Below are 25,776 nucleotides of genomic sequence, written 5' to 3' on the forward strand. Positions count from 1 at the left end.
TCCACCGGCGACAATGGGTCATGGGGATCATTCGACCCGAGGACGAGGGTTGGACGGGGGCACTGCGAGAGGTCGCCGAGCGGCAGCGGGCCGAACTCGACCTCCACCCGCCGCCCTGGCCGGTCTACGGGTTGGCCGATTCGGTGGAGTCCGGCTGGCTCGCCGGTTGGTCCCGGCAGGACGGCATCACCGTCTCGATCGAGATCGGGTACGGGCTGCCGGTGGACGAGAGCTGGCTGCTGGTGGAGACCCAGCCGCGTACGGGTAGCTTCTTCCACTCCCTCGACCGCCTGCTCGCCGACCAGTTCGCCGCCCAGGGGCGGGACTACCCGGTGCCCGGCGAACTGCCGGCCGGGTCGGCCCCGGACCTGCCGGCGGCGCCCCGGTCGCAACCGGTCGAGGTGATGGTCGACGGTACGCCGACGTCCGCGCTGGTCCAACGGGTGGAGGCGTACGTGGTGTGGCGGGCGGTGCTCGACGAGGTGGTGGTGACGGTGACCGGGCGGGGCGTGTCGACGCTGCCCGCGCTGGTCCGGCTCACCGACCTCGACTCGTACGTGTCCCGGCGCGGCGAGCACATGACGGCGCTCGACCCCGGACCCCGGCCGGAGCCCGTACCGCTGACCGGCCCGGACTCGACCCAACCGCTCTGGGCACATCACGGACTGTTGGCGATGACGATCGCCCGGCGGGCCGAGAACGCGGCGCGACGGGCGCTCAACCGCCCGCACGGCCGGCTCGACGCCGAGTGGGGACCGCGCTGGGACGCGGCGATCCGCCGGCAGCAGGAGCTTCGCGAGCAGAGTGGGACCGATGCCCGAGAGACGGTGACGGCGATGGTCGCCCAGGTCGGCGACCTCCAGGAGCGCGCACCCTGGTGGCGGCGGGACCGGCTGCGGCAGCGGGCGCTCAACGAGGTGGTCTGGGTGACCGCGACCGGCGAGCAGAACGTACGCAGTGCCGCCGCGCAGCTCGCCTGGTCGGTCCAGCCGGAGGCGGGACTCGACGCGTGGCAGCGGTGGGCGGACGAGCAGGGCTGGGCCGAGGGACGGGGCTGAGCCGATCAGGCCGGGCCGGGGCTGAATCGGTCCGGCCGAGGATCGGGGCTGAGCCGGTCAGCGGGCCGGGGCGGACGTGCCCGACCCGCCGATCGGGTCAGCTCGAACTCAGCCGACGGGTTCGAGGATGACGACCGGGATCTGCCGGTCGGTCTTGGTCTGGTACTCCGCGTACGGCGGGAAGACCGAGACCACGTTCTGCCACAGCGCCGGCTTCTCCTCCGGCGTCGCGGTACGCGCCCGTGCCGCGAAGACGTCCGCGCCGACCTGGACCGTGACCTCCGGGTTGTCGGTCAGGTTGAGGTACCAGGACGGGTGTTTCGGAGCCCCGCCGCTCGACGCGACCAGCAGCAGGTTGTCGCCGTCGCGGCCGTAGATCAGCGCGGTCCGGTGCAACTTGCCCGACTTACGACCCCGGACGGTGAGCAGCAGCGTCGGGTAGCCGTTCCAGAACTGGCCCTCCTTGCCGTCGCTGTCCACGTACGAGCGGATGTGGTTGGCCACCCATTCGCTCGGGCTGTCCTGGACCTCTTCGGTCTCGTGCACTGCCATCTTCTCCCTCTCCTTCGGGTCAGTCGTTGAGCACCTCGGCGAGCCGGTCCCGGAAGCGTCGCTCGGCGTCGCTCACGGCCTCGCCGCCGATGCCGAGGATGCCGCCGCTGGGCGCGGCCGACACCACCTGGTCGGCGATCTCGACCAACCAGTGCTCGTACGCGCCAACCTCGCCCTCGTGCACCTTGTTCCCGAGCAGGGTCACCACGCTCTTGGCCCGCAGCAGCACGTCGCTGATCAACGCCTGCGGATCGCTCGGCTCGATCACCGGCAGTTCCTCGCCGTTCTCCGGGTCACCGGCGCGGTTGATCACCTCGCCGGCCACCGCGGCGACCAGCGGGCTGGCCGACTCCCGGCCGGCGGAGATCGCCTCCAGGCCGGCGGCGTTCTCGCTGCGGGTGCGCCGGGCGCCGTTCGACTCGGCCGCGCTCGCCGCGCTCAGCACCGCCTGCGGCAGGCCGACGAGCAGCCCCCACTCCTCGTCGGAGAACCCGAACTCGGTGAATACCGGCTGGTCGGTCACGGCATGCCCCTTTCCGTACGTCGATCAACAAGCGAGCGTCCGGTGGCCGACCAGGATCCGGCACCGGACAGGGTTGGATCAGGTGACAGGTTAGATCAGGTCGACCTCAACGGTGCGTTACCCCCGCGGGCGGTCGTGTCAAACGAGTCGGGCGGCTCAGCGGCCGCCCCTGCCGAACACCGAGCGGATCGCCGCGATCAGCAGCAGCGTCCCGAGTACGGCGCCGACCAGGCGTACGCCGGGGATGTCGTACCAGCTTGTGTCCTGCGCGGCGAGCGGAATCAGGCCCATCCCAGCATTGTCGTACGACTGCCGGAACGGCGCATCCCGCTAATAGAAAGGTTTATTGACTATTTCCTGGGCCGGTGTGACCATGGCAGCACGCGCCGCGACCGGACCGGCGCGTATTCACTGTGGATAACGGGGGTACCGAGCCTGATGAGCACACCGACGGGCGGCCTTTCGATTCTGGCCGCGGCGGTCCTGCAACCGGGTTTCGAGGGCACTGCCGCTCCGCCGGACTGGGTGCGCCGCTGGCTCGCTGAGGGGCTCGGCGGCGTCGCCCTCTTCGCCCGCAACGTACGCGACACCGAGCAGGTGTCCGCCCTCACCGCCGCACTGCGGGCCGAGCGGCCGGACGTGCTGGTGTCGATCGACGAGGAGGCCGGCGACGTCACCCGGTTCGAGTCCCGGCTCGGCAGCTCCCGGCCCGGCAACCTCGCCCTCGGCGCGATCGACGACCCGGAACTGACCGAGCGGGTGGCCCGCGACCTCGGCGCCGACCTGGCCGCCGCCGGCATCACCCTGAACTACGCGCCGGTCGCCGACGTCAACTCCAACCCCGACAACCCGGTCATCGGCGTACGCGCCTTCGGGGCCGACTCCGCCCTGGTGGCCCGCCAGACCGCCGCCTGGGTACGCGGACTCCAGGCCGCCGGGGTGGCCGCCTGCGCCAAGCACTTCCCCGGACACGGTGACACCAGCGTCGACTCGCACATCGACGTACCCCGGATCGGGGCGACCCGGGACCGGCTCGACGCGGTCGAGCTGCCGCCGTTCCGGGCCGCGATCGACGCCGGGGTGCAGGCCATCATGACCGGTCACCTGCTGGTCCCGGCGATCGACGGCGAGTGGCCGGCGACACTGAGTCGCCGGGTGCTTAACGGACTGCTCCGCGAGGAGCTCGGCTTCCAGGGTGTGGTGATCACCGACGGGATCGAGATGCGGGCCGTCGCCGACCGCTACGGCCTCGAAGCCGTGGCCGTACGCGCGCTGGCCAGCGGGGTGGACGCGATCTGCGTCGGTGGCGACCACGCCGACGAGGAGACCGCCCGCCGGCTGCGGGACGCGATAGTCGCCGCGGTGATCAGCGGGGAGCTGCCGGAGGAGCGACTGGTCGAGGCCGCCAAGCGGGTCGGTCAGCTCGCCGCCTGGACCACCGCCGCCCGCGCCGAGCGGCCGGAGTGGTCCGGTTCGGGTCCGGACGGTTCGGTGATCGGGCTGGCGGCGGCCCGGCGGGCGGTCCGGGTGATCGCGACCGCCGACGCCGCCGCGCTGCCGCTCACCGGCCCGGCGCACGTGGTGGAGTTCGCGCCGCCGCGCAACATCGCGATCGGCGCGGAGACGCCGTGGGGAGTGGCCGAGCCGCTCGCCGCACTGCTGCCGGGCACCTCCACGATCCGGCTGGCCGCCGAGGACCTGCCGGCCGGCGACCGGCTGCCGTCCTCCCTGCTCGCCCCGGCGGTGGGTCGCCCGCTCGTACTGGTGGTCCGGGACCTGCACCGGCACGACTGGATGGCCGCCACCGTGGCAGGAATGCTGGCGGTACGCCCCGACGCCGTGGTGGTGGAACTCGGTGTGCCGGAGCTGGTCACCGGCCGGATCCACCTGTCGACGTACGGCGCCACCCGGGCCGGTGCCCGGGCGGCGGCCGAACTGCTCGCCGGTCCCTCCTGAAAGGACGATCGACAGCGCGCTGGGTCACGTGATAGTGACCCAGCGTCTATTTGTCGGTCGGGGGTCGATCGCCCACAGTCCATAACGGAATCAATCCAATCTTTACGAAGGGTGCCCCCACCTTCACGGCTAGTCGCGGTATTGTCCGTCCGGTGACCCCCCGCTGGCAGCGGGCCGCGATGATGCCGTCCTGGATCCGCTGGCTTCCCTGCTCCTTTGTCTACCTGACCGTCGTCCCTGGCCCGGTGCCGTTCCGGCGCTCGGCCTGGAACGGTCTCGTGCCCTGGGACGACGCGCTCTGGTGCGATCCCGGCGACGTGGAGGACTGGGTGGCCCGCTCAAGACAACGCCATCCGCGCCGGGAGGCCGCGCACGCCGAGTTGCACGCGCGCGAGCACTACGACTGGATGGTCGAGGTACGCGGGGCGCGGATCGACCTGTTCGGCGAGATGTGCCGGCGCCGGGACCTGCCGATCCCGCACACCGTCGGCGAGCTGCTGCCCTGCCTCGTCGGGTTCGGCCTGTTCGAGGTCGAGCACGACGGCGCCACCACCGACCCGTGGGTACGCCCCCGACTGGACCTTGATCCGCTCGACGTACTGCCGCTCTCGGCCGAGGAACGCGACCTTGAGGCCCGCGCCCAGCGCGACGACCGGGCGGTGCTGATGGCCATCGCGGTCCGCCGGCTGGCCCAGCGCACCCGGCGGCGGTGGCGGCGCCGGCAGGTCAGCACCAACCTGACCGGGCTGGCCGAGGTCTCCGGCCTGCCGGTGGAGCTGACCAGACAGGCCCTGACCGACCTCGGCGAGATCGCCGACCTGAGCCTGGACTGGCACGACGGCGACGGACGGGTACGACTGACCGTGCCCTGGCCCGACTTCCGGCTGCGCTTCCCGTTCACCGAGCTGCCCGCCCCCGAGCACGCCGTCTGAGGTCGACTGCCGAGCACACCGGTCACGGCGGGGCGGCCGGGTGGCGGGTCAGCCGCGAGGGCTCAGTCGGTCGAGTTCGGTGAGCAGCCGATCCACCTCGTCGGCGGTGTTGTAGTGGTAGACGCTGGCGCGCACCGCGCCGCCGCTGTCGCGCAACCCCATCGCCTGGAAGTACTCGTAGGCGTAGTAGTCACCGGCGGAGACACAGATGCCGAGTGCGCCCAGGGCCGCCGCGGTCTCGGCCGGTGCCTGCCCGGCGACCCGGAACGAGACCGTGGGGCAGCGGTGCCGGGGCGAGCCGTAGACGGTGACGGCGGGCAGCGCGGCCAGCCCGCTCAGCAGCCGCTCGAAGATCGACTCCTCGTAGCTCCGTACCGCGCTCAGGCTTGCCCGCAGTCGGGCCCGGCGGTCGGCGGCGGTGTCGACCGGGTCGGCGACGCCGGCCAGTTCGGCCAGGCCGGCCAGGTGGTCGACGGCGGCGCGCACGCCGGCGAGCAGCGGGAAGCTCGGGGTGCCGAACTCGAACCGGTCCGGCGCCGTGTCCGCCGACGGGATCAGTTTCGCCGGCCGCAGCGGCTCCCACACCGACGGCGCGGCCACCACCGCGGCCAGGTGCGGGCCCGACCACTTGTAGGCGCTGGTGACGAAGAAGTCGGCGCCCAGTTGCGCCAGGTCGGTCGGGCCGTGCGGCGCGACGTGTACGCCGTCGACGTAGACCAGCGCGCCGGCCGCGTGCGCGAGCTTGGCGATCGCCGGCAGGTCCGGGACGGTACCGATGGCGTTGCTGCCGCCGGTGACCGCGACCAGCCTGGTCCGGTCGTTGACCAGCTCGGCGTACTGGTCGGTGGGCAGCTCACCGCTGTCCGGGTCGAACCGCGCCCAGCGTACGGTCGCGCCGGCCGTCTCGGCCGCCTGCACCCACGGGCGCACGTTCGCGTCGTGGTCGAGCTGGGAGAGCACCACCTCGTCGCCCGGCCGCCAGGTCCGCGAGACCGTCCGCGCCACGGTGTACGTCAACGCCGTCGCGCTCGGCCCGAACACCACCCCGTCGGGCACCCCGCCGACCAGGTCGGCGACTGCCGCACGGGCCTCGTCCACCAGCCGGTACGCCCGCTGGCCCGCCACGTTGGCGGTGCTCCGGTTGGCCACCGCCGTACGCATGGTCTGCGCCACCGCGTCGGCGACCCCGGCGGCCACCTGGCTGCCCCCGGCCCCGTCGAGGTGCAGGTAGCCCTCGGTGAGAGCGGGGTAGGCGGCCCGGACCCGGGCGATGTCGTACGGCATGCGGGCACGATATCCGGTCGAAGATCGTTACCGTGCACGAGCATGGTCGCATGCTTCTCGTACCCTTGTTGGGGTGAATAGCCCCCGCAGGTATCCCAGAATGACGTTTGTCCGCCGTACCGCCGGTCTTGCCGCCGGTCTCGCCCTCGGTGCGGCCCTGCTCGCCGGCTGTAGCTCCGAGGGTGCCTCCACCGACTGTGGCATCGACCAGTGCACGGTCACCTTCGACCGGGGTGTCGAGGCCAACGCCTCGATCCTCGGCGTGAACGCCAAGCTGGTCAAGGCCGAGGGCGACCAGGTGACCATCGAGGTTGCCGGCGAGCAACTCACCCTGACTGTTGGCCAGCAGGCCACCGAGATCGGCGGCATGGCGGTGACCCTACAGAGCGTCACCGACAGCCAGGTCCAGGTGCAGATCGGCAAGCTCTGATCCGGTAGGCCGCCGCCCGGGTGGCGGCGCCGCCGAGCGGAGCGCGGCGGCCGGGGCCGACCCCGGCCGCCACCGCCCGGCCGCACCGGCGGTGTGTCGGGGCCGACGTTTGGAAATCACCCCGAACGGTCAATGACACCCCATGTCGATGACCCGCGGTGCCGAAGCCACCGCCTCCCGTGCCGCCTCCCGCGCCGCGAACAGCCCCGCCCTGGCCGCGCTGGCCCGGGCCGGGTTCGTCGGCTACGGAATCGTCCACCTCCTCTTCGCCTGGCTGGCGTTGCAGATCGCGTTCGGCACCGCCGACGACGACGGCGACCAGTCCGGCGCCCTGCGTACGCTGGCCGAACAGCCGCTCGGCCGGTTCCTGGTGATCGCGATCGCGGTCGGCCTGCTGGCCATGGCGATCTGGCAGGCCTTCGAGGCCGCCATCGGGCACACCGAGGACCGGGGCCGCGAACGGGTGCTCGAACGCCTCGCCTCCGCCGGCCGGACGCTCGTCTACCTCTACTTCGCCTACACCGCGTACCAGGTGTTCAACCACGCCAACTCGTCCAGCGCCGACAAGTCTCAGGCGCTGACCGAGGAGCTGATGGCCTCCGCTGGCGGTCGCTGGCTGGTCGGGCTGGCCGGGCTCGCGCTCGCCGCGCTCGGCGTCGGCCTGGTCGTCTACGGGGTGAAGAAGCACTTCGAGAAGCACCTGATGACCGGTCAGATGAGCCCGCAGACCCGGACCCTGAGCCGCCGGCTGGGCGTCGCCGGTTACAGCGCCAAGGGCGTCGCGTACGGCATCGCCGGGGTTCTGTTGCTGACCGCCGCCGTCAACTACGACCCGGACCGGGCCCGTGGGCTGGACGCCGCGCTGCACACCCTGCGCGAGCAGACGTACGGCACGTTCCTGCTGTCGCTGGTCGCGCTCGGTATCGCGGCGTTCGGGGCCTTCTGTTTCGTGCAGGCCTGGTATCGCAAGGTTTAGCCTGAAACCACCGCAACTGCTCAGAGGCCGAGGAACCCGTACCGCATGACCGGTGTTCCCCGCAGGCCGGCGCCAGCCGCCGACCCGCGCGGGACACCGGTCACCTGTGCGTGGGAAACCCCGGCCGGTCCCAGGGGAGACAGACGTGCCGGAAGTACCGGAGTACGCCGAGACCATCGCCGCCGCGCTCGTCGCCGCGGCGCTCGCCCTGCTCGTCGCCGAGGTGCTCTACCGCGCCCTGCGCTGGCTCGGCCGGCGGTCACTGTTACTGGTCGAACTGTCCGAACACGGGCACCGGCCGTTCCAACTCGCCGGAACGGTGTTCGCCGTCCAGGTCGCGGTACGCGGCAGCACCGACTACGCGCGCCACTCCACCTGGCGTACGGCGGTGCTGCACCTGCTGGTGCTGGGGGTGATCGCCGGCGCGGCCTGGCTGGTGGGCGCCGTACTGCTGGCCGCCGAGGACACCGCGCTGGCCCGGTTCCGCACCGACGTACCGGACAACCGGCAGGCCCGGCGGATCAAGACCCAGGTGGTGATGCTGCGCCGGGTCACCATCGCGGTGATCGTCGTGCTCGCCGTCGGTGCCGCCCTGATGACCTTCCCCAGCGTCCGGGGCGTCGGCGCGAGCGTGCTCGCCTCCGCCGGGGTGATCGGCGTGGTCGCCGCGCTGGCCGCGCAGACCGTACTCGGCAACGTCTTCGCCGGCATCCAACTCGCCTTCAGCGACGCGGTACGCCTCGACGACGTGGTGGTGGTCGAGGGGGAGTGGGGACGGATCGAGGAGCTGACCCTCAGCTACGTGGTGGTCCAGATCTGGGACGACCGGCGGCTGATCCTGCCGACCTCGTACTTCACCAGCAAGCCGTTCCAGAACTGGACCCGCACCCGGGCGGCGGTGCTCGGCACGGCCGAGTTCGATGTGGACTGGTCGGTGCCGGTCCAGCTGATGCGCGAGGAGTTGCGCCGGCTGGTGGAGGGGACCGAGCTGTGGGACGGGCGGGTCTGCGTACTCCAGGTCACCGAGGCCACCGGTGGCCTGGTCCGGGTCCGGGCCCTGGTCAGCGCCGCCGACGCGCCGAGCCTGTGGGACCTGCGCTGCCTGGTCCGGGAACACCTGGTCGCCTGGATCCGGGACCAGCGTCCGATCGCCCTGCCCCGGACCAGGGCCGAGATCGGCGACGCCCACGGCGGCTTCGACTGGCAGGCGGTCCGGCCGCCCGGTCGGGGTGGGCCGGTGCCGGCCGCGCAGGCCCGCGACGATGCCCGGGTGTTCGGCGGCAGCGACGACGGCGACGCGCGCAGCAGCACCTTCGTCGGACCGGACGAACCGGTCGACGCCAACGCCACCAGGGGCTAGGAAGCGGCGCTTCCTGGGCTGATTCGCCTCCGGGGGGCCGTTGCTTCCTTCAGGGTGGGAGGGGGACGAATCTTTCGCCGAACAGGATTGCCCGCCTGCGACTCGGGGCATACAGGTCGGCAGGCGGATAGGAGGACACCATGGCCGACCTGCGCGATGGCAAGGTCACCCGGCCGGTGGCCGAACAGTCGGTCGCCGAGCTGGTGCAGCACGGTACCGAACAGGTGTCGAAGCTGATCCGCGACGAACTGGCGCTGGCCCGCGCCGAACTCACCCAGAAGGGCAAGCACGCCGGGATCGGCGTCGGGCTCTTCGGTGGCGGCGGCGCCCTCGCCTTCTACGGACTGGGCGCGCTGGTCGCCACGGTCATCCTGGCGCTGGACCTGGTGCTGCCGGCCTGGGCCGCGGCTCTGATCATCGCCGGGGTGCTGTTCGTCGGGGCCGGGCTGCTCGCCTTCATCGGCAAGAGCCAGGTGAGCCGGGCGGTACCCCCGATGCCGAGCGCGGCGGTGCGCAGCATGCGCGCCGACGTCGACACGGTCACCGCAGCGGTCAAGGACAGGGGACAGCCATGACATTGAGTAATGGCCACGGTGACCACGAAGCGTTGCGGGATGAAATCCGGCAAACCCGTGCTGAGCTGGCCGAAACAGTCCAGGCGCTGGCCGCCAAGGCGGACGTGAAGGCGCGGATCAAGGGTTCGGCCGCCCAGGTCACCGGCCGGCTGCGCGACCAGGCCGCCCACGTCACCGGGCAGGCCCGGACCCAGGCGGGGGAGCGGGCCGAGGAGGTCCGCTCGTCGGTGTCGGAGGCGAACCGGGCGGTCCAGCGCCAGCCGGTACCGTGGGCCGCCGGTGCGCTCGCCGTGGCGGCGCTGGCGGCGGCGGTCGCGTACCTGGTGCTGCGCCGGGGGCGGCGGTGAGCACGGGGCTCGGCCGGGCCGCCTACAAACCGGTCGGCCTGCTGCTCGGCATGGGCGCCGGAGTGCTGGCCGGGGCCCTGTTCCGGCAGGTCTGGAAGGTGACCGCGGGCGATGGCGAGGCGCCCAGTGCGATCGACGAGGACCGGGGCTGGGGCGAGATCCTGGCCGCCGCGGCGTTGCAGGGGGCGATCTTCGCCGTCGTCCGGGCCGCCGTGGACCGGGGCAGTGCGGTCGGCGTACGCCGGATGACCGGCCGCTGGCCGCAGTAACCGTCACCGGTCGGTAGTCGTGACCGCCGCGGTGACCGTAACCGGTCGTCGTGACCGGCACCCGGATGGTGGACCGACTCGTCGTCGCCGGCGGCACTCGCAAACGCTATGCGAACTCCTGGCAAAGGTGCCGAAGTGGTCCTTTGTTCGCCACTCGATCGCTCTCGGTATCCGGCATGGGTCCCTATCGCCACCGCCGGTAACCATAAGCGGGTACGACGATGCGTGAAGGTGTCCCGTCGGCCCGCGCGGCCGAGCATCATGGACTCCCGGCGTACCCGCGATGTACGGCTGGAAAGGGCCCCTGACCGGGCGATCGTCGCCCGAGGACGGGTCCGCGATCGATCGCCGGGCGAGCAAGTCACGGGCGTTCAGGTCACATGTCGGAGAATATCGTCGGGTAGGCTGTGCGAAGTTTTTGCGTACGTGGTTTGCTGTTCCCCGCTGTTAGAGACAGCGGGGTGGAGATGTCTCCCTTCGTGGGGGCCGCTCAGGCGCCGCTGCTCGAAAACGGCCAACCGGCCGCACGGCGTGCTCGGCCGCCAGTTTAGAAGGAGATACACATGGCGCAGGGAACCGTGAAGTGGTTCAACGCAGACAAGGGCTTCGGCTTCATCACCGTCGACGGCGGGGGTGCTGACGTGTTCGTCCACTTCTCGGCGATCCAGTCCAGCGGCTACCGCACGCTGGAGGAGAACCAGCGAGTGGAGTTCGAGATCGCTCAGGGCCAGAAGGGCCCGCAGGCTGAGCAGGTCCGCCCACTCTGATTCAGTGACGGCCGGCCGCCGCCGGCCCTGTAATTGATCCAGCACGGATCGACGTCGAGCCCCGTGGCCAGCAGTGGTCACGGGGCTCGACGCGTTTTCGGACCGGGCAGGCCGGGGCCGGGTGCCGGTCCGGGTGCGCCGTGGCGCCGGGTAGCCCCGGCGCCACGGGAGGGCATCTACCAGCGGTTGTGTACCTGGGGCCGGATCAGCTCGTCGTAGACGGCGTTGACGCTGGCCAGCGTGTCCGCCGGCAGCGGTGCCAGATCGGCCGCGGCCACGTTGCCGCGAGCCTGACCGGGGTTGCGGGCACCGGGGATGACCACGGTGACGCCCGGCTGGTCGATCACCCACCGGAGCGCGAACTGGGCCATCGTCGCTCCCGCCGGCACCAGTGGGCGCAGCCGCCCCACGGCCGCCAGGCCGACGCTGAAGTCGACCCCGGAGAAGGTCTCGCCGACGTCGAACGCCTGGCCCTGTCGGTTGTAGTTGCGGTGGTCGTCGGCGCCGAACGTGGTGTGCTCGTCGTACCGGCCGGAGAGCAGGCCGCTGGCGAGCGGTACGCGGGCGATGATGCCGACTCCGGCGTCGACCGCCGCGGGCAGCACCCGCTCCAGCGGCTTGAGCCGGAACGCGTTGAGGATGATCTGGACGCTGACGATGCCCGGTCGGGCGATCGCCGCCAGGGCCTCCTCGCAGGTCTCCACGCTCACCCCGTACGCGGCGATCCGCTCCTGCGCGACCAGGGTGTCGAGGGCGTCGTAGACCCGATCGTCGCCAAAGACCGACGTGGGCGGGCAGTGCAACTGGACCAGGTCGAGCCGGTCCACCCCGAGGTTGGTCCGGGACCGGTCGGTCCAGGCCCGGAAGTTGTCCAGGGTGTAGGACTCGGGGACCTGCGGCACCCGCCGGCCCATCTTGGTCGCCACGGTCAGCCCGGCGTTCGGGCGCTCCCGCAGGAACCGTCCGATCAGCTGCTCGCTGCGTCCGTCGCCGTACACGTCGGCGGTGTCGAGGAAGGTGACCCCCGATTCGACCGCCGTGGCCAGGATGTCGAGGGCCTCGTCCTCGCCGACCGTGCCCCAGTCCGCGCCGAGTTGCCAGGCCCCGAGCCCGACCACACCGACCTCACGCCCCAATCGGGGGAAGCTGCGCTTTTCCACGCACCGGAGCCTAGACCCCCGGGGCCGACGGGATGCCGGCCTGCCCCTATCCTCCAAACAAAACGTACGTACGGTTTGGAAGCCGACGCGGTCGGCTACGCCACCCTGCTGACCGGCGCCGGGTGCGCGGTGGACGCCTGGGAAACTACCTACGTGCACCTGCTACCCGCCCGTGACCAGGTCGACAATCCGGTGTTGAGCTGGATGGAGGGGACCGCGCTGCGACCGGTCCGGTCCGGCCTCGGCGGCGACACCACCGCCTGGGCCGACTTCCGGGTCGCGCTCGACGAGCGGCTGACCGAGGCGTACCCGATCCGGGACGGCCTGGTGTACTTCCCGTTCCGTCGCCACTTCTTCGTCGCCCGGACCGGCGCACATGCCGTGGCCGGCGCACCACCCGTAGTGAGGAAAAACTCGTGACCGACCTGTCGGCCTTCATCGCCGGACTGCCCAAGGTGGAACTGCACGTGCACCACGTCGGTTCCGCGTCACCGCGGATCGTGGCCGAACTGGCCGCCCGGCACGAGGGGCGTACCCCGGTGCCCGCCGACCCGGCCGCCCTCGCCGACTACTTCGCCTTCCGCGACTTCGCCCACTTCATCGAGGTCTACCTGAGCGTGGTGGACCTGATCCGGGACCCCGACGACGTCCGGATCCTGACCTTCGAGGTGGCCCGCGAACTGGCCCGCCAGGAGGTCCGGTACGCCGAGCTGACCATCACCCCGTACTCGCACGTCCGGCGCGGGATCCCGGCGCCGGCGTTCTGCGAGGCGATCGAGGACGCCCGCAAGGCCGCCGGCGCCGAACTCGGCATCGAACTGCGCTGGTGCTTCGACATCCCCGGTGAGGCCGGACTGCCGGCCGCCGAGGAGACGCTGCGGATCGCCCTGGAGGAGCGCCCGGAGGGGCTGGTCAGTTTCGGACTCGGCGGGCCGGAGATCGGGGTGCCCCGGCCGCAGTTCAAGCCGTACTTCGACCAGGCGCGGGCGGCCGGCCTGCGTTCGGTGCCGCACGCCGGGGAGACCACCGGCCCGGAGACGATCTGGGACGCGTTGCGCGAACTGGGCGCGGAACGGATCGGGCACGGCATCTCGGCCGTCCGGGATCCGCAACTGCTGGAGTACCTGGCGCAGCGGCAGATCGCGCTGGAGGTCTGCCCGACGTCGAACGTACGGACCCGCGCGGTCCCGGCGATCGAGGCGCACCCGCTGCCCGCACTGGTCGCCGCCGGGGTGCTGGTCACCATCAACTCCGATGACCCGCCGATGTTCGGCACCACCCTGGAGCAGGAGTACGCGGTCGCGGCCAACCTGCTCGACCTCGGCCCGGACGGGGTGGCCGCCCTGGCCCGCAACGCGGTCACCGCGTCCTTCCTGCCCGCACCGGAGCAGCGGCGGTTCAGCGCCGAGATCGACGACTACCTCGCCACCAACGGATCCTGATCGCGAGCAGAAATGGGGCTGGCCCGGCGCGGGGTGCTGCGGGCGGCCGCGCCGGGCCAGCGTACGTGGGCGAACGCCACGGTGCCGGGCCGACCGAGGGGGCGGTCGGACGGCGCCGTGGCGTCGCCGAGCTGGCGCGCGCGACGGGACGGGGTGTGGGGGACCAAGTCCCGCCGCGCGCACGAATTCCCGCCGGACCGCGTGGGAAGTGATAGTCCGGCGGAACTGGTGGGATCGGTGCCAATCCTGCCAGTGCCGAGCACGGTGTGCCGCGCGGTTAATCCAGACCTAAGCTGAACTTGAAGATTTCTTACTGATTTCCGGTAAGCAACGGGCCCCGACACACCACAGTGGTGTGTCGGGGCCCGGAAACCTGTGTGGACGGTCAGCGGTGGCGGCGGACCGCCGTCGGTCGCAACGGTGGGGACACGCCCCGCAGTCAGCTCTCCGTACCGCCGGATTTTGGCTGGCGACGGCCCTTGCCGTCGCGCTCCCGGGCCAACCGGCCGACCAGCCCGAACCGGCTGACCTGACGCGGCGTCGCCTCCGGATCGGCGAGCAGCATCACCACGCTGGCCCCGCCGAGCCGGGCCCGGTCGATGCTGACCGAGCCGTTCGCCTGGAGCGCCACCCGGCGGGCGATGTCCAGCCCCAGACCGGTCGAACCCCGGTCACTCGTGCCCCGGCGCAGGGCCCGATCCGGGTTGGCGATACCCGGCCCGGCGTCGTCGACCCGAACCGCTATGTAACCGTCCCGCCGGGACACCGCGACCTCGAACGCCGTGCCCTGCGGGGTGTAGCGGAACACGTTGCCGAGCACCGCGTCGAGCGCCGCCGCCAACTCGGCCCTCGGCACCGGTACGGGGATGCGCAACTGGGCGCCGCTGATCCGGTGCGGCCGGTTCTGGTCCCCGGCGAGCGCCGCCCAGAACACCATCCGGTCCCGGACCACCTCGCTGACGTCGCACATGCCCGGTTCGGTCTCCTGCACGACCGTCTTGCGGGTGGTGTTGATCAGCACGTCGATCTCACCCTCCAGGGTGACGATCGCCTGCCGGATCCGCCGGATCGTCCGGCGTCGGTCGAGTTCCGCCTCGCTGAACGAACCGACGCTGGTGTCGTCGGAGTCGAGCGCGTCGGCGTCGAGCCGCAGCACGGTCAGCGGCGTACGCAACCGGTGCGACAGGTCGGCGACCAGTTCACGTTCGTCGGTACGGGAGGTGACCAGGCGGTCCGCCATCCGGTTGAACGCGTACCCGGCCTCGGCCAGCTCCCGTGGACCGCTCGGCTCGATCCGCAGGTCGAGATCGCCGTCGCCGACCGCGAGCGCGGCCTGGACCAGTCCACGGGCGGACGCGACCGCCCGGCCGGCGAGCCGGTCCACCACGATCACCGAGACCACGACCAGCCCGATCGCGATGGCGATCAGGGTGAGCCAGCGACCACCGGCCCCCGGCTGGAGTGCCGAGTCGGGGATGAACACCTCGACCACCGCGACCCGGTCGCCGAGCGACGCCGGCTCCAGCCGGACCACCCCGCCGTCCACGTCGGCGATCACCAGCTCACCGCTGGCGCGGGCCCGGTCGACGTCGTCCTCGCTGGCGCGCGGGGTGCCGCCGGTCTCCAGCCCGTGCACCACCGGCCGGTCGGTCGGACCGTCGGCGAACTGGCCGATCACCTGGGTCAGCATGGTCGCGTCCGCCCCGGCGGCCAGTGCGCCGACCACCACGGCGGCGTGCCGCCCGGCGTCGGCGAGCGCGTGCTCCCGCGCCTCCTGCTGGAGCGAGATTCCGAGCGGGATGAGGAAGGCGAGGGCGACGATCGAGGTCATGCCGGCCCCGAGGTAGGCCAGCGCCAACCTCAGTCCGGTGCCACCAACCGGAACCCGACCCCCCGCACGGTGCGCAGGTAGCGGGGTTTCGCTGCGGACTCGCCCAGTTTGCGACGAAGCCAATACAGATGCACGTCGATTGTCTGATCCTCGCCGACCGACGGTTGCCGCCATACCTCCTCCAACAGTTCCCGGCGGGACACTACCCGGCCCGGTCGCGCGGCGAGATAGGCCAGCACGTCGAATTCCTTGCGGGTCAGTGCGAGCGGTACGCCGTCGAGCAGCGCGCTGCGCTCACCGACGTCGACCCGCAGGCCGCCGACCTCGTGTACGGCAGGTGCCACCGTACGGCTGGCCCGGCCGGCCCGGCGCAGCACGGTGGTGATCCGGGCGTCCAGGTGCGCGCCGGTGAACGGCTTGACCATGTAGTCGTCCGCCCCGGCCCGGAGCAGCCGGACCACCGACTGCTCGTCGTCGCGGGCGGTGGCGATGATGATCGGCACGTCGGTGATGCCGCGCAGCATCCGTAACGCGTCGGCCCCGTCAAGGTCGGGTAGTCCGAGATCCAGCACCACCAGATCGGGAGTTTCGGCGGCGACCCGGCGCAGGGCGTCGAGAGCCGTGCCGACCGCGTGCACCGCGTGCCCACGATCGGCCAGGGAGCGCAGCATCGCGCCGCGCACGACGTGGTCATCCTCGACCAGGAGCACCGTGGCCACGTGAAGACCGTACTGCCCCTGGCAAGTGCGGCGGATTGCGCCCACGTGCCTTTTGCCGGCATGCTCCCCGTACCATGTCCTTCGTACTTGTCGATGACGCGCGACTTGCCCTGGCTCGTGACAGTTTGGCCGGTCTGTCGGTGGGCGACGCCCTCGGCGCGCAGTACTTCGTTCCCGGGAACAAACCCGCTGACCTGCTGGCCGGTCAGGCGCCCCCGCCGGTCTGGGAGTGGACCGACGACACCGAGATGGCCTGCGGGATCGTGGCGCACCTGGCCGAGCGGGGCGCGGTCGACCGGGACGGGTTGGCGCTGGCCCTGGCGACCCGGTGCGAGCCCTACCGGGGCTACGGCCCGGGCGCGGTTCGCATCCTGCGCCTGATCCGAACCGGCACGCCGTGGCCGGTCGCGTCGGCGTCCGCGTTCGACGGGCAGGGTTCCTGCGGCAACGGCGCGGCGATGCGGGTCGCCCCACTCGGGGCGTACTTCGGTGACTCGACCACCCGGGCCGCCGCCCAGGCCGCCGCGTCGGCGGAGGTGACCCACGCCCACCCGGAGGGGATCGCCGGTGCGGTGGCGGTGGCGGTGGCCGCCGTACTGGCCGTCCGGGCCCGGCTCTCCGGGCATCGACCCGAGCCGGCCCGGTTCCTCGCCGCGGTGGCCGGCGCGGTTGATCCCGCCGGTCAGGTCGGGCGGGGGATCCACCGGGCGATCACCGTTGGTCATCGGTCGACCGCCGAGGGTGCGCACGAGCTGGGCAACGGCAGCCAGGTCACCGCCCAGGACACCGTGCCGTTCACCCTGTGGGTGGCCGCCCGATGGTTGGACGACTATCCGGCCGCCATCCGGGCCTGTGTCGAGGCCGGTGGCGACGTGGACACCACGGCGGCGATCGTCGGCGGCATCGTCGCCGCGTACACCGGGGTCGGTGGTCCGGGCGGTGTCCCGACCGACTGGCTCGCCGCCCGCGAACCCCTCCCGACCTGGCTGCCCTGACCCGACCCGCTGCCCGCTGCCCGCTGCCCGCCTGGGCCGCCCCGCGCCCGGCCGTCCGGCCCGCCGCGTCAGGGCAGGCGGAGGACCCAGCGGTACGCCTGCACCAGGCCGGTGTCGAAGCCGGCGGCCGAGCCCCAGAGGAAGAGCCGGAATCGGCGGTAGAGCGGCTCGCCCCAGTTGGTCACGATCTCGTCCCGGGCGTCGTCCAGCCGGCGCGCCCACTCCCGGCAGGTCAGGTAGTAGTTGTGCCGGTCGTCGGTGACGCTGAGCAGTTCGAACGGCGACCGGGCGACGTGCCGCAGGTACTGGTGCAGCAGCAGCGGGGCCGACGCGCCGGGGTAGACGTAGCGCTTCAGGAAGGTCGACGCGGCGTGCTTGCGCCGCATCGCCAGCGCGTCCAGGTAGACCCGACCGCCGGGTTTGAGCAGCTCGGCGTACTTGCGCAGGGTGGTGCGGTAGTCGGGCAGGTGCTCGGTGACGCCCATGTTGACGATCGCGTCGAAGCGCTGGTGGGGGGAGTAGTTGAAGATGTGCTCGCGGACCACCCGCACCGGCAGCCGCTCGCGGTCGAACAACTCGACCAGGTAGCGCTCGGACTCGCGGGCCAGGGTCGTGGTGGTGACGTTCACCCCGCGCCGGGCGGCGTGTTCGGAGAACGCGCCCCAGCCGCCGCCGACCTCCAGCACGTGGTCGCCGGGACCGACCCCGATCGCCTCCAGCGCGAGGTCCATCTTCCGGGTCATCGCGTCTTCGAGCGGCTCGTCGTCGGAGGCGAAGACGCCCTCCGTGTAACAGCGGTGCCGGGTGTCGAGGAAGCTGAGAAAGAACGCGGAATCCTCGTCGTAGTGGTGGGAGATCGAGCGCCGGTCGTCCTCCCGGCGGCCCCGGACGAGTGCCGGCAGGAACCGACCCATCCAGGCGATCGGGTGGAAGTCGGTGAAGAAGTCGCGCATCCGCAGCGCCGCCGCGAGGTCACCCTCGACGTCGAGCCAGCCCTGGAGGTACGCGACCGCGACGCCGAACTGGTCCAGCCCGGCCAGTGCCTTCGCGCCACGGGGGTCGCTGATGGTGATGGTGAACTTCGGGTCACCGGTGCCGAATAGGTGAGCCGGCGCGCCGGCGTCCGCTACCGCAAACGGCATTGCCGGTTGGGCGGCGAAGAATGTCTCGTACCTGCGCTGGAGTGCGCTGACCAAGTCCGCTGGTGCCACCGCGCCAATCTAACGCCGCAGTCGCGTCGCTGGGAGGCGTAAAAGCAGGACCGATAGCATCGGAGGGCCGATCCACGGGCGATGCCCGTTATGTCTTAATTGAAGGAGTTCACCGTGTCCGCATCCCGTACCCCTGTCGTGGCTGACCCGGTCGTCGTCGCGGCCGGGACCACGGCGGCCGACGCGGTGGCCGCGGCGGGACTGCCCGCGGCCGGCCCGAAGGCGATAGTGGTCGTCCGGGAGGTGACCGGCGACGGCACCGGCCAACTGCGTGACCTCGACTGGGCGCCCGACGTCGACACCGAGGTCGAGCCGGTCAGCCTGGACTCACCGGACGGGCTCAACGTGCTGCGCCACTCCACCGCGCACGTGCTGGCCCAGGCCGTCCAGGACATCTTCCCGGAGGCGAAGCTCGGCATCGGCCCGCCGATCGAGAACGGCTTCTACTACGACTTCGACGTGTCGAAGCCGTTCCAGCCCGAAGACCTCGACAAGCTCGAAAAGCGGATGCAGGAGATCGTCAAGGCCGGGCAGCGGTTCCGGCGCCGCCGCTTCGACAGCCTGGACGAGGCCCGTACCGAGCTGGCCGACGAGCCGTACAAGCTGGAGCTGATCGAGGTCAAGGGGGCCGGCGACTCGGCCGGCGGCTCGGGGCTGGACGCGGGCGAGGTGATGGAGGTCGGCGCCGGTGAGCTCACCATCTACGACAACATCGACGCCGGCACCGACAAGGTCTGCTGGTCCGACCTGTGTCGGGGACCGCACCTGCCCAGCACCCGGCTGATCGGCGCCTTCAAGCTGATGCGCTCCGCCGCCGCGTACTGGCGCGGGTCGGAGAAGAACCCGCAACTCCAGCGGGTGTACGGCACCGCCTGGCCGACCCGGGACGCGCTCAAGGCGTACCTGAAGTTGCTCGAAGAGGCCGCTCGGCGCGACCACCGCAAGCTCGGCTCGGACCTCGACCTGTTCAGCTTCCCCGACGAGATCGGCTCGGGCCTGGCGGTCTTCCACCCCAAGGGCGGCATCATCCGGCGGGAGATGGAGAACTACTCCCGGCAGCGGCACGAGCGGGCCGGGTACGAGTTCGTCAACACCCCGCACATCACCAAGGGCCACCTGTTCGAGACCTCCGGCCACCTCCAGTGGTACGCCGACGGCATGTACCCGCCCATGTCGGTCGAGGGCGCCGACTACTACCTCAAGCCGATGAACTGCCCGTTCCACAACCTGATCTACCGGGCCCGGGGTCGCTCCTACCGGGAGCTGCCGCTGCGGCTGTTCGAGTTCGGCTCGGTCTACCGGTTCGAGAAGTCCGGCGTGGTGCACGGCCTGACCCGGGTACGCGGCATGACCCAGGACGATGCGCACATCTACTGTACGAACGAGCAGATGGCCGGCGAGCTGAAGTCGCTGCTGCGCTTCGTGCTGGACCTGCTGCGCGACTACGGCCTGGACGACTTCTACCTGGAGCTGTCAACGCGCAACCCGGAGAAGTCGGTCGGCACCGACGAGAACTGGGAGAAGGCCACCGAGGCGCTGCGTTCGGCGGCCGAGGAGTCCGGGCTCGACCTGGTGCCGGACCCGGGCGGCGCGGCGTTCTACGGCCCGAAGATCTCGGTCCAGGTGAAGGACGCGATCGGCCGTACCTGGCAGATGTCCACCATCCAGGTCGACTTCAACCTGCCGGAACGGTTCGGCCTCGAATTCCAGGCGTCCGACGGCAGCCGGCAGCGTCCGGTCATGATCCACCGGGCCCTCTTCGGCTCGATCGAGCGGTTCTTCGGGGTGCTCACCGAGCACTACGCCGGGGCGTTCCCGGCCTGGCTGGCGCCGGTGCAGGTGGTCGGCATCCCGATCCGCGAGGAGCACGCCGGCTACCTGGCCGAGTTCGTCGAGGCGCTGCGCGACCAGGGGATCCGGGCCGAGGTGGACAGCTCCGACGACCGGATGCAGAAGAAGATCCGGACCGCCCAGCAGCAGAAGGTCCCGTTCATGGCGATCGCCGGCGACTCCGACGTCGAGGCGGGTTCGGTCTCGTTCCGCTACCGCGACGGCTCGCAGCGCAACGGCATCCCACTGGCCGAGGCCGTCGCCCACGTCGTCGACGTGGTCCGCTCCCGCTCCAACTCCGGCCCAGCCGCGGAACCCCCCAACCCGTCCACCCAACCCCCCGCCTGACCCACCCCGCTCCGCTCCTCCCCCCCCCGCCCCCCTGGCCCCCCGCCCCCGCCCGCTCCGTTCGTTGATCATGAAGTTAGCGCCATTGGAGAAGATCAAAAAGGGCGTTAACTTCATGATCAACGCTCTGGTGTGGCCGTTCCGGGAGGGGGTGGGGGTGGCGTGGGAGGCTGCTTGCGGTGGGAGTTGCTGCGGGGGTGGGCGTTGCGGTGCGGTTCATCCTCGGGTGCCGGGCGGTGTGCACGTGAGCCTGGGCCCGTGGAGCGACCCCGCGTGCCTGCGCGGCAGGTACGGGCGGATGGGTTCCGTGCGGCTGACCGTAGGATCGTCGGTGTGACAGGGGCGGCGCGGCACACGGAATCCGAGATGTCGGACGGGTTGGATCGGCTCTGGACCCCGCACCGGATGACGTACATCTCCGGGCAGGACCAGCCGGCCGAGGGTTACGAGAAACCGTCCGGCTGCCCGTTCTGCCTGGCACCGGGCAAGGAGGGCGACGACAGCCTGGTGGTCGCCCGGGGCAAGCGGGTGTTCGTGGTGCTGAACCTCTATCCGTACAACCCGGGGCACCTGCTCGTCTGCCCGTACCGGCACGTGGCCGACTACACCGAGCTGGACGCGGAGGAGACGGCTGAACTGGCCGCCCAGACGCAGACCGCGATGCGGGTGATCCGCAAGGTCAGCAGCGCGCACGGCTTCAACATCGGGATGAACCAGGGTGGCGTGGCCGGTGCCGGCATCGCCGCCCACCTGCACCAGCACGTGGTACCCCGCTGGGGCGGCGACGCCAACTTCATGCCCGTCATCGGCCGTACCAAAGTCCTCCCCCAACTCCTCACCGACACCCGCAACCTCCTAACCACCACCTGGCCCTAACCCCAATGCCGCGTAGTTAAGGCTTGGGTCTGCTTGTCAAGGGCGTGTCGTGGCAGAAGGAACGACGGGGCTCCGGTATAGAGGTTTGTCACTCCAAGACAGCCTCTGGACCGGGAGCCCCGCCGTTGGAACAGTTTGCCATCACCCGGACGATCGCGGTGGCTTCGGGGCGGTTCGCGCCGGGTCATCTGGGTGAGTTGACGCAGCACGTGCCGTTCGAGATGGTCGACGCGGTCCTGGCCGATACCCGGTCGGTGCAGGCTCGGGTGCGGGATGTGCCTTCGCGAGTGGTGGTATATCTGCTGCTCGCGGCGGGGCTGTTCACCGAGTTGGGCTACCAGCAGGTATGGGCCCGGCTCGTCGCCGGCCTGGACGGGTTGGCGGTGGCGATGCCGACTTCCTCAGCCCTGTCCCAGGCCCGCCGTCGGGTCGGGGACAAGCCCCTGGCGGCGTTGTTTCGGCTGTTGGCGGGTCCACCCGCCGGGGCCCAGCGGTGGCGGGGTCTGCTGGTCTGCGCGATCGACGGCACCAGCATGTTCGTGCCCGACAGCACGGCGAATCTGGCGGTCTACCCGCGTCAGGCCGGCACCCACGGCGGGTCCGGATATCCCATGGTGCGGCTGGTCGCGGTCGTGGCCTGCGGCACCCGCACACTGATCGACGCGGTGTTCACCCCACTCACCACCGGTGAACTCGCCTGCGCCGGGCGTCTGCTGGGCTGTCTGCACCCGGGCATGCTCCTACTGGCCGACCGGGGCTTCGCCGCCCGCACGATGATCGAACAGTTCGCCGGCACCGGCGTCGACCTGCTCGTGCGGGACAAAGACGACCGGCGGCTACCGGTGATCCGCCGCCACCACGACGGGTCCTGGCTATCGGTCATCGGCGCGATGACGGTCCGGGTCGTCGACGCCGAGATCCTGGTGCACCTCGACGGGAAACACCATGTCGGCCGGTACCGGCTGATCACCACCCTCACCGATCACCACCGATTCCCCGCTCTGGACCTGGTCACGCTCTACCACCAACGCTGGGAAATCGAGACGACGTACCTGGAGTTGAAGTCCACCCTGCTCGGCGGACGGGTCCTACGGGCCCGGACCCCGAACGGGGTGAGTCAGGAAGTCCACGCCCTGCTGACCGTCTACCAAACGGTGCGGCTGGCTATGGCCGACGCCACCGCCAACCAACCGACCAGCCCGGACCAGGCCAGCTTCACCGTGGCGGTCCACGCCGCCCGGGACCAGATCATCCTGGCCACCGGGGTCATCGCCGACACCACCATCGACCTCGTCGGAGTGATCGGCCGCGCGGTCCTGACCCACCTCCTCCCGAAACGACGCGCCCGAACAAGCCCACGAGTAGTCAAACGCGCCATCTCCAAACACCGCGCCAAAGGCACCATCGACCGCACCAACTACCACCACACCATCACCGTCAACATCCTGCACACCACAGGATTGACAACCGACCCACCCCCCTAACTAAGCGGCATTGGCCCTAACCCCCTCCCTCCCCCTTCCCCCCCGCGTGCCCCGCCCCCTCCTCGGCGATCTAGGGCGAATACGTGCTTGTTGATCTCCATTCACACGTATTCGCCCTAGATCGCGGGGGGAAGGGGTGGGAGGGTGGGGGGCATGACGGTGGATGGGCGGGTGCTGGGGCGTGGTGGGGTTCGGGTTGGCGGGTTGGGGGTGGGGTGTTGGGCTATTGGGGGGCCCTGGTACGCGGGGGAGCAGCCGCTGGGGTGGGGCAGGGTTGATGACGAGGAGTCGGCGCGGGTCGTACGACGGGCGCTCGAACTCGGGGTGACCTTTTTCGACACCGCCGACACCTACGGGGCCGGGCACAGTGAGCGGGTGCTCGGGCGGGCCCTGGCCGGGCGGCGGGACGAGGCGGTCATCGCCACCAAGTGGGGCAACACCTTCGACGAGCAGACCAAGCAGGCCACCGGGCCGGACTGGTCGCCGGCACACCTGCGCCGCGCGGCCGAGGCGTCGCTGCGCCGACTCGGCACCGACCGGATCGACCTCTACCAACTGCACCTCAACGACCTGGCCATCGAGCTCGCCGAGCCGCTGCTCGGCACCCTCGAAGACCTCGTCGCCGAGGGCAAAATCCGATGGTACGGGTGGAGCACCGACTTCGCCGACCGGGCCGAGGCGTGGGCGCTCGGCGGCCGCCACACCACCGCCATCCAGCACTCCTTCTCCGTGTTGCAGGACTCGCCGGAGGTGCTCGCGGTCTGCGAGAAGCACGACCTGGCCAGCATCAACCGGGGACCGCTCGGGATGGGGCTGCTGACCGGCAAGTATACCGCCGAGACTGTGCTCGGCCCGGACGACGTACGCGGCATCGCGCCGGAGTGGCTGGACTGGTTCCGCGACGGCCGCCCGGCACCGGAGTGGCTGAGGCGGGTCGCCGAGGTCCGGGAGGCGCTGACCGTGGATGGGCGCACCCTGGCCCAGGGCGCGCTCGGCTACCTCTGGGCGCGCAGCCCCCGTACGGTGCCGATCCCCGGCTGCCGCACCGTGGCGCAGTTGGAGGAGAACGCGGGCGCGCTGGCGTACGGGGCGCTCACCGCGGCGCAACTGGCCGAGGTGGAACGTCTGCTGGCTGACCTGCGGGATCCGTCCGAGCGGAACTGAGTACGGCGCCACTGCCCGGTCGCAGCGGGGTAGGTTACCTCCCCGATCGGGCAGAGGCGCCACTCACCGGAGTGAAATAACGTTATCCTAAATCTTGCCGCTGTGTTCGTGCTCCGTACCGGATTCTGAGACGGCGATGCGGAACGGCGATGCGGAACGGTGGCGCGCCCGGCTTCGCGGGCGGCGTCCCGGCATCCTTGCCGGTCGCGCTGGTGCCGCTGGTTGTTGAACTCTGCGGCGTCGCTGGGCTCGATCATGGACCGGTCCGCCCGTTCCGTGCCGGTCCTTTCGAGCGTCCGGGCACCGGACCTTGACGGTCTTGACACGCGGTCGAAACTTTCTAAGATCTATAGATAACGTTATCTCACCGGCTCTCCTTCGCCACTTTCCCGGTGAGTTGGCCACGCCCGACGACGGGTGGAGAAGACCGCAATCCCATCGACGTCCGTTGGCGGTATGCAGGTGGCCGCCCTCGGCATCAGGTACCGGAGTCCGCCGTCCGTCGGACCCGGGTTCGGGCTCACGCGGGACAGCGCCGGAGGCACCGTCGCCGGTTCCGTCCGTGGAAACGCCCGGTCAGCGCGGTAAACCCGCCGGGCATTCGTCCGGCCGTCGAGAAAGGGTTCCCAGCATGACGCAAGGTCCCATCAAGGTCGGGCTGATCGGCGCCGGCAGTATCGCCGGAGTACACGTCGACGGCTATCTCGCCAACCCCGGCATCACCCGTCTGGTGGCCGTCGCCGACGTGGTTCCCGAGCACGCGCGGCGTCGTGCCGAACCCGCCGGCGCGCAGGTCTACACCGACTACCGGGAGATGCTCGCGCGGGCCGACATCGACGCGGTCGACATCTGCCTGCCGCACCACCTGCACCGGGAGGCGATTGTCGCGGCGGCCGAGGCCGGCAAGCACATCCTGTGCGAGAAACCGCTCTGCCTCAGCCACGAGGAGGCACAGGCGGTCACGGAGGCCGTGGAGCGGGCCGGCGTCACCCTCATGTGCGCACACAACCAGCTCTTCTCCGCACCGGTGGCCAAGGCGCGTGAACTGCTGGACAGCGGGCTGCTCGGCACGGTCTACGAGGTGCGTACGACCGACAGCTTCTACAACGACTTCGACCCGGCCAACATGGGCTGGCGCGCGACCGCGGAGACCAGTGGCGGCGGCGAACTCATCGACACCGGATACCACCCGAGCTACCTGCTCATGCACCTTGCCGCGGCGGAGCCGGTCGAGGTCGTGGCGATGCTCAGCACGCACCGCCTCACCTTCATGGAGGGCGAGGACTCCGCGCAGGTGCTCGTACGGTTCGCCAACGGCGTCGTCGGCACGATCACGACGAGTTGGGCGTACACGCCGACCGCGACGACCGAGCGCTTCTCCGTCGTCGGCGCGAAGGGATCGCTGCACAGCGACGGCTCGACGCTCTGGTACCGCCTGCGCGGTGGAGAGGACGGTGCGTTCGAGTTCGGACCCTCGGACGAGTACGGCGGCGAGATCCGCCACTTCGCCGAAAGCCTCCTGGCCGGTACGCCCCCGCTGCACGGTCACGTCGAGGGCATCGCCGTGCTCGGCATCATCCTCGCCGCGTACGAGTCGGCTCGGACGAGGGCGATCGCCCCGGTGACCGCCCTGCTGCCGACGCCGTAGCGGCACCGACCCACGCGGTCGACGGTTCCGCCGCCGACC

25 protein-coding genes and 1 pseudogene are annotated in these 25,776 nt (G+C 71.1%); 18 read left to right on the forward strand and 8 right to left on the reverse strand.

Going from position 1 to position 25,776, the window contains the following annotated elements; genetic code table 11:
• The first annotated feature begins 20 nt into the window (after positions 1 to 20).
• Positions 21 to 1,058: a hypothetical protein gene (locus tag OG792_RS10830; RefSeq protein ID WP_329109196.1), complete on the forward strand. Its 1,038-nt coding sequence runs from the start codon at positions 21 to 23 to the stop codon at positions 1,056 to 1,058.
• 108 nt (positions 1,059 to 1,166) lie between these two features.
• Here OG792_RS10830 and OG792_RS10835 read toward each other — a convergent pair whose 3' ends face one another.
• The 3 genes from OG792_RS10835 to OG792_RS10845 form a co-directional block, all read right to left on the reverse strand.
• Positions 1,167 to 1,610: a nitroreductase family deazaflavin-dependent oxidoreductase gene (locus OG792_RS10835; protein WP_329109198.1), complete on the reverse strand. Its 444-nt coding sequence runs from the start codon at positions 1,608 to 1,610 to the stop codon at positions 1,167 to 1,169.
• Positions 1,611 to 1,629: 19 nt separating this feature from the next.
• Positions 1,630 to 2,133 (reverse strand): hypothetical protein, encoded by a 504-nt coding sequence (locus OG792_RS10840; protein WP_329109199.1) that lies wholly within the window; start codon positions 2,131 to 2,133, stop codon positions 1,630 to 1,632.
• A 156-nt stretch (positions 2,134 to 2,289) separates the two neighbouring features.
• Complete coding sequence (locus tag OG792_RS10845; protein ID WP_329109201.1) at positions 2,290 to 2,424, reverse strand: hypothetical protein; 135 nt, start codon at positions 2,422 to 2,424, stop codon at positions 2,290 to 2,292.
• Positions 2,425 to 2,571: 147 nt separating this feature from the next.
• Between OG792_RS10845 and OG792_RS10850 the strand changes: the two genes are divergently transcribed.
• Together OG792_RS10850 and OG792_RS10855 are read left to right on the forward strand one after the other, a co-directional pair.
• The gene (locus tag OG792_RS10850) at positions 2,572 to 4,089 is read left to right on the forward strand and encodes a glycoside hydrolase family 3 protein (RefSeq protein ID WP_329109203.1); all 1,518 of its coding nucleotides are present in this window, start codon (positions 2,572 to 2,574) and stop codon (positions 4,087 to 4,089) included.
• A 152-nt stretch (positions 4,090 to 4,241) separates the two neighbouring features.
• Positions 4,242 to 5,021, forward strand: coding sequence for a hypothetical protein (locus OG792_RS10855; protein WP_329109204.1), 780 nt, complete (start codon positions 4,242 to 4,244; stop codon positions 5,019 to 5,021).
• Positions 5,022 to 5,069: 48 nt separating this feature from the next.
• Here OG792_RS10855 and OG792_RS10860 read toward each other — a convergent pair whose 3' ends face one another.
• Positions 5,070 to 6,305, reverse strand: a complete 1,236-nt coding sequence (locus OG792_RS10860; RefSeq protein WP_329109206.1) for a cysteine desulfurase-like protein — start codon at positions 6,303 to 6,305, stop codon at positions 5,070 to 5,072.
• 100 nt (positions 6,306 to 6,405) lie between these two features.
• Here OG792_RS10860 and OG792_RS10865 point away from each other — a divergent pair, with 100 nt between their 5' ends.
• The 7 genes from OG792_RS10865 to OG792_RS10895 all read left to right on the forward strand — a co-directional run bounded on the left by OG792_RS10865 (position 6,406) and on the right by OG792_RS10895 (position 11,029).
• Positions 6,406 to 6,735 (forward strand): hypothetical protein, encoded by a 330-nt coding sequence (locus tag OG792_RS10865; protein WP_329109207.1) that lies wholly within the window; start codon positions 6,406 to 6,408, stop codon positions 6,733 to 6,735.
• A 142-nt stretch (positions 6,736 to 6,877) separates the two neighbouring features.
• Positions 6,878 to 7,711 carry a DUF1206 domain-containing protein gene (locus tag OG792_RS10870; protein ID WP_329109208.1) on the forward strand — a complete coding sequence of 278 codons (834 nt, stop codon included), beginning with the start codon at positions 6,878 to 6,880 and terminating at the stop codon, positions 7,709 to 7,711.
• Positions 7,712 to 7,856: 145 nt separating this feature from the next.
• Positions 7,857 to 9,071: a mechanosensitive ion channel family protein gene (locus OG792_RS10875; RefSeq protein WP_329109209.1), complete on the forward strand. Its 1,215-nt coding sequence runs from the start codon at positions 7,857 to 7,859 to the stop codon at positions 9,069 to 9,071.
• Positions 9,072 to 9,211: 140 nt separating this feature from the next.
• Positions 9,212 to 9,646, forward strand: a complete 435-nt coding sequence (locus OG792_RS10880) for a phage holin family protein (RefSeq protein ID WP_329109210.1) — start codon at positions 9,212 to 9,214, stop codon at positions 9,644 to 9,646.
• The gene (locus OG792_RS10885; RefSeq protein WP_329109211.1) at positions 9,643 to 9,993 is read left to right on the forward strand and encodes a DUF3618 domain-containing protein; all 351 of its coding nucleotides are present in this window, start codon (positions 9,643 to 9,645) and stop codon (positions 9,991 to 9,993) included. Before OG792_RS10880 ends, OG792_RS10885 begins: the two co-directional genes overlap by 4 nt.
• On the forward strand, positions 9,990 to 10,262 hold the full coding sequence (locus tag OG792_RS10890; protein ID WP_329109212.1) for a DUF4235 domain-containing protein: 273 nt from the start codon (positions 9,990 to 9,992) through the stop codon (positions 10,260 to 10,262). Before OG792_RS10885 ends, OG792_RS10890 begins: the two co-directional genes overlap by 4 nt.
• Before the next feature lie 563 nt (positions 10,263 to 10,825).
• Entirely contained in the window at positions 10,826 to 11,029 is a 204-nt protein-coding gene (locus OG792_RS10895) for a cold-shock protein (RefSeq protein ID WP_013732668.1), read from the forward strand.
• A gap of 176 nt (positions 11,030 to 11,205) precedes the next feature.
• Here OG792_RS10895 and OG792_RS10900 read toward each other — a convergent pair whose 3' ends face one another.
• Positions 11,206 to 12,189: an aldo/keto reductase gene (locus tag OG792_RS10900; protein WP_329109217.1), complete on the reverse strand. Its 984-nt coding sequence runs from the start codon at positions 12,187 to 12,189 to the stop codon at positions 11,206 to 11,208.
• Here OG792_RS10900 and OG792_RS10905 point away from each other — a divergent pair.
• A pseudogene (locus OG792_RS10905) lies at positions 12,190 to 12,609 on the forward strand (hypothetical protein); the annotation flags it as partial.
• The gene (locus OG792_RS10910; RefSeq protein ID WP_329109219.1) at positions 12,606 to 13,631 is read left to right on the forward strand and encodes an adenosine deaminase; all 1,026 of its coding nucleotides are present in this window, start codon (positions 12,606 to 12,608) and stop codon (positions 13,629 to 13,631) included. The pseudogene OG792_RS10905 and the gene OG792_RS10910, both read left to right, overlap by 4 nt.
• A gap of 439 nt (positions 13,632 to 14,070) precedes the next feature.
• Here the strand turns inward: OG792_RS10910 and OG792_RS10915 are convergent, their stop codons facing one another.
• Positions 14,071 to 15,462 (reverse strand): HAMP domain-containing sensor histidine kinase, encoded by a 1,392-nt coding sequence (locus OG792_RS10915; protein WP_329111194.1) that lies wholly within the window; start codon positions 15,460 to 15,462, stop codon positions 14,071 to 14,073.
• A gap of 29 nt (positions 15,463 to 15,491) precedes the next feature.
• Positions 15,492 to 16,181 (reverse strand): response regulator transcription factor, encoded by a 690-nt coding sequence (locus OG792_RS10920; protein WP_326559552.1) that lies wholly within the window; start codon positions 16,179 to 16,181, stop codon positions 15,492 to 15,494.
• 74 nt (positions 16,182 to 16,255) lie between these two features.
• On the opposite strand from OG792_RS10920, the gene OG792_RS10925 reads away from it, so the two are divergent.
• The gene (locus OG792_RS10925) at positions 16,256 to 17,176 is read left to right on the forward strand and encodes an ADP-ribosylglycohydrolase family protein (RefSeq protein WP_329109220.1); all 921 of its coding nucleotides are present in this window, start codon (positions 16,256 to 16,258) and stop codon (positions 17,174 to 17,176) included.
• A gap of 68 nt (positions 17,177 to 17,244) precedes the next feature.
• Here the strand turns inward: OG792_RS10925 and OG792_RS10930 are convergent, their stop codons facing one another.
• Positions 17,245 to 18,387, reverse strand: a complete 1,143-nt coding sequence (locus OG792_RS10930; protein ID WP_329109221.1) for a class I SAM-dependent methyltransferase — start codon at positions 18,385 to 18,387, stop codon at positions 17,245 to 17,247.
• Positions 18,388 to 18,501: 114 nt separating this feature from the next.
• On the opposite strand from OG792_RS10930, the gene thrS reads away from it, so the two are divergent.
• The 5 genes from thrS to OG792_RS10955 all read left to right on the forward strand — a co-directional run bounded on the left by thrS (position 18,502) and on the right by OG792_RS10955 (position 25,737).
• On the forward strand, positions 18,502 to 20,565 hold the full coding sequence (gene thrS, locus OG792_RS10935; protein ID WP_329109222.1) for a threonine--tRNA ligase: 2,064 nt from the start codon (positions 18,502 to 18,504) through the stop codon (positions 20,563 to 20,565).
• Positions 20,566 to 20,931: 366 nt separating this feature from the next.
• Positions 20,932 to 21,441: an HIT family protein gene (locus tag OG792_RS10940; protein WP_329111195.1), complete on the forward strand. Its 510-nt coding sequence runs from the start codon at positions 20,932 to 20,934 to the stop codon at positions 21,439 to 21,441.
• A gap of 125 nt (positions 21,442 to 21,566) precedes the next feature.
• Positions 21,567 to 22,925, forward strand: coding sequence for an IS4 family transposase (locus tag OG792_RS10945; RefSeq protein ID WP_329104950.1), 1,359 nt, complete (start codon positions 21,567 to 21,569; stop codon positions 22,923 to 22,925).
• A 153-nt stretch (positions 22,926 to 23,078) separates the two neighbouring features.
• Positions 23,079 to 24,089: an aldo/keto reductase gene (locus OG792_RS10950; protein ID WP_329109224.1), complete on the forward strand. Its 1,011-nt coding sequence runs from the start codon at positions 23,079 to 23,081 to the stop codon at positions 24,087 to 24,089.
• Between the two features lie 631 nt (positions 24,090 to 24,720).
• Entirely contained in the window at positions 24,721 to 25,737 is a 1,017-nt protein-coding gene (locus OG792_RS10955; RefSeq protein WP_329109226.1) for a Gfo/Idh/MocA family protein, read from the forward strand.
• Positions 25,738 to 25,776: the final 39 nt, after the last annotated feature.

This window comes from Micromonospora sp. NBC_01699 (genome assembly GCF_036250065.1).
Classification (GTDB): Bacteria; Actinomycetota; Actinomycetes; order Mycobacteriales; family Micromonosporaceae; genus Micromonospora_G.

What these genes read in the sequence shown, in the direction of transcription:
- OG792_RS10955 (WP_329109226.1), top strand. Translation starts at nt 24,721, where the DNA reads ATGACGCAAGGTCCCATCAAGGTCGGGCTGATCGGCGCCGGCAGTATC.
- OG792_RS10865 (WP_329109207.1), top strand. Translation starts at nt 6,406, where the DNA reads ATGACGTTTGTCCGCCGTACCGCCGGTCTTGCCGCCGGTCTCGCCCTC.
- OG792_RS10885 (WP_329109211.1), top strand. Translation starts at nt 9,643, where the DNA reads ATGACATTGAGTAATGGCCACGGTGACCACGAAGCGTTGCGGGATGAA.
- OG792_RS10850 (WP_329109203.1), top strand. Translation starts at nt 2,572, where the DNA reads ATGAGCACACCGACGGGCGGCCTTTCGATTCTGGCCGCGGCGGTCCTG.
- OG792_RS10845 (WP_329109201.1), bottom strand. Translation starts at nt 2,424, where the DNA reads ATGGGCCTGATTCCGCTCGCCGCGCAGGACACAAGCTGGTACGACATC.
- OG792_RS10860 (WP_329109206.1), bottom strand. Translation starts at nt 6,305, where the DNA reads ATGCCGTACGACATCGCCCGGGTCCGGGCCGCCTACCCCGCTCTCACC.
- OG792_RS10950 (WP_329109224.1), top strand. Translation starts at nt 23,079, where the DNA reads ATGACGGTGGATGGGCGGGTGCTGGGGCGTGGTGGGGTTCGGGTTGGC.
- OG792_RS10915 (WP_329111194.1), bottom strand. Translation starts at nt 15,462, where the DNA reads ATGACCTCGATCGTCGCCCTCGCCTTCCTCATCCCGCTCGGAATCTCG.
- OG792_RS10940 (WP_329111195.1), top strand. Translation starts at nt 20,932, where the DNA reads ATGTCGGACGGGTTGGATCGGCTCTGGACCCCGCACCGGATGACGTAC.
- OG792_RS10830 (WP_329109196.1), top strand. Translation starts at nt 21, where the DNA reads ATGGGGATCATTCGACCCGAGGACGAGGGTTGGACGGGGGCACTGCGA.
- OG792_RS10870 (WP_329109208.1), top strand. Translation starts at nt 6,878, where the DNA reads ATGTCGATGACCCGCGGTGCCGAAGCCACCGCCTCCCGTGCCGCCTCC.
- OG792_RS10880 (WP_329109210.1), top strand. Translation starts at nt 9,212, where the DNA reads ATGGCCGACCTGCGCGATGGCAAGGTCACCCGGCCGGTGGCCGAACAG.
- OG792_RS10895 (WP_013732668.1), top strand. Translation starts at nt 10,826, where the DNA reads ATGGCGCAGGGAACCGTGAAGTGGTTCAACGCAGACAAGGGCTTCGGC.
- OG792_RS10925 (WP_329109220.1), top strand. Translation starts at nt 16,256, where the DNA reads ATGTCCTTCGTACTTGTCGATGACGCGCGACTTGCCCTGGCTCGTGAC.
- OG792_RS10835 (WP_329109198.1), bottom strand. Translation starts at nt 1,610, where the DNA reads ATGGCAGTGCACGAGACCGAAGAGGTCCAGGACAGCCCGAGCGAATGG.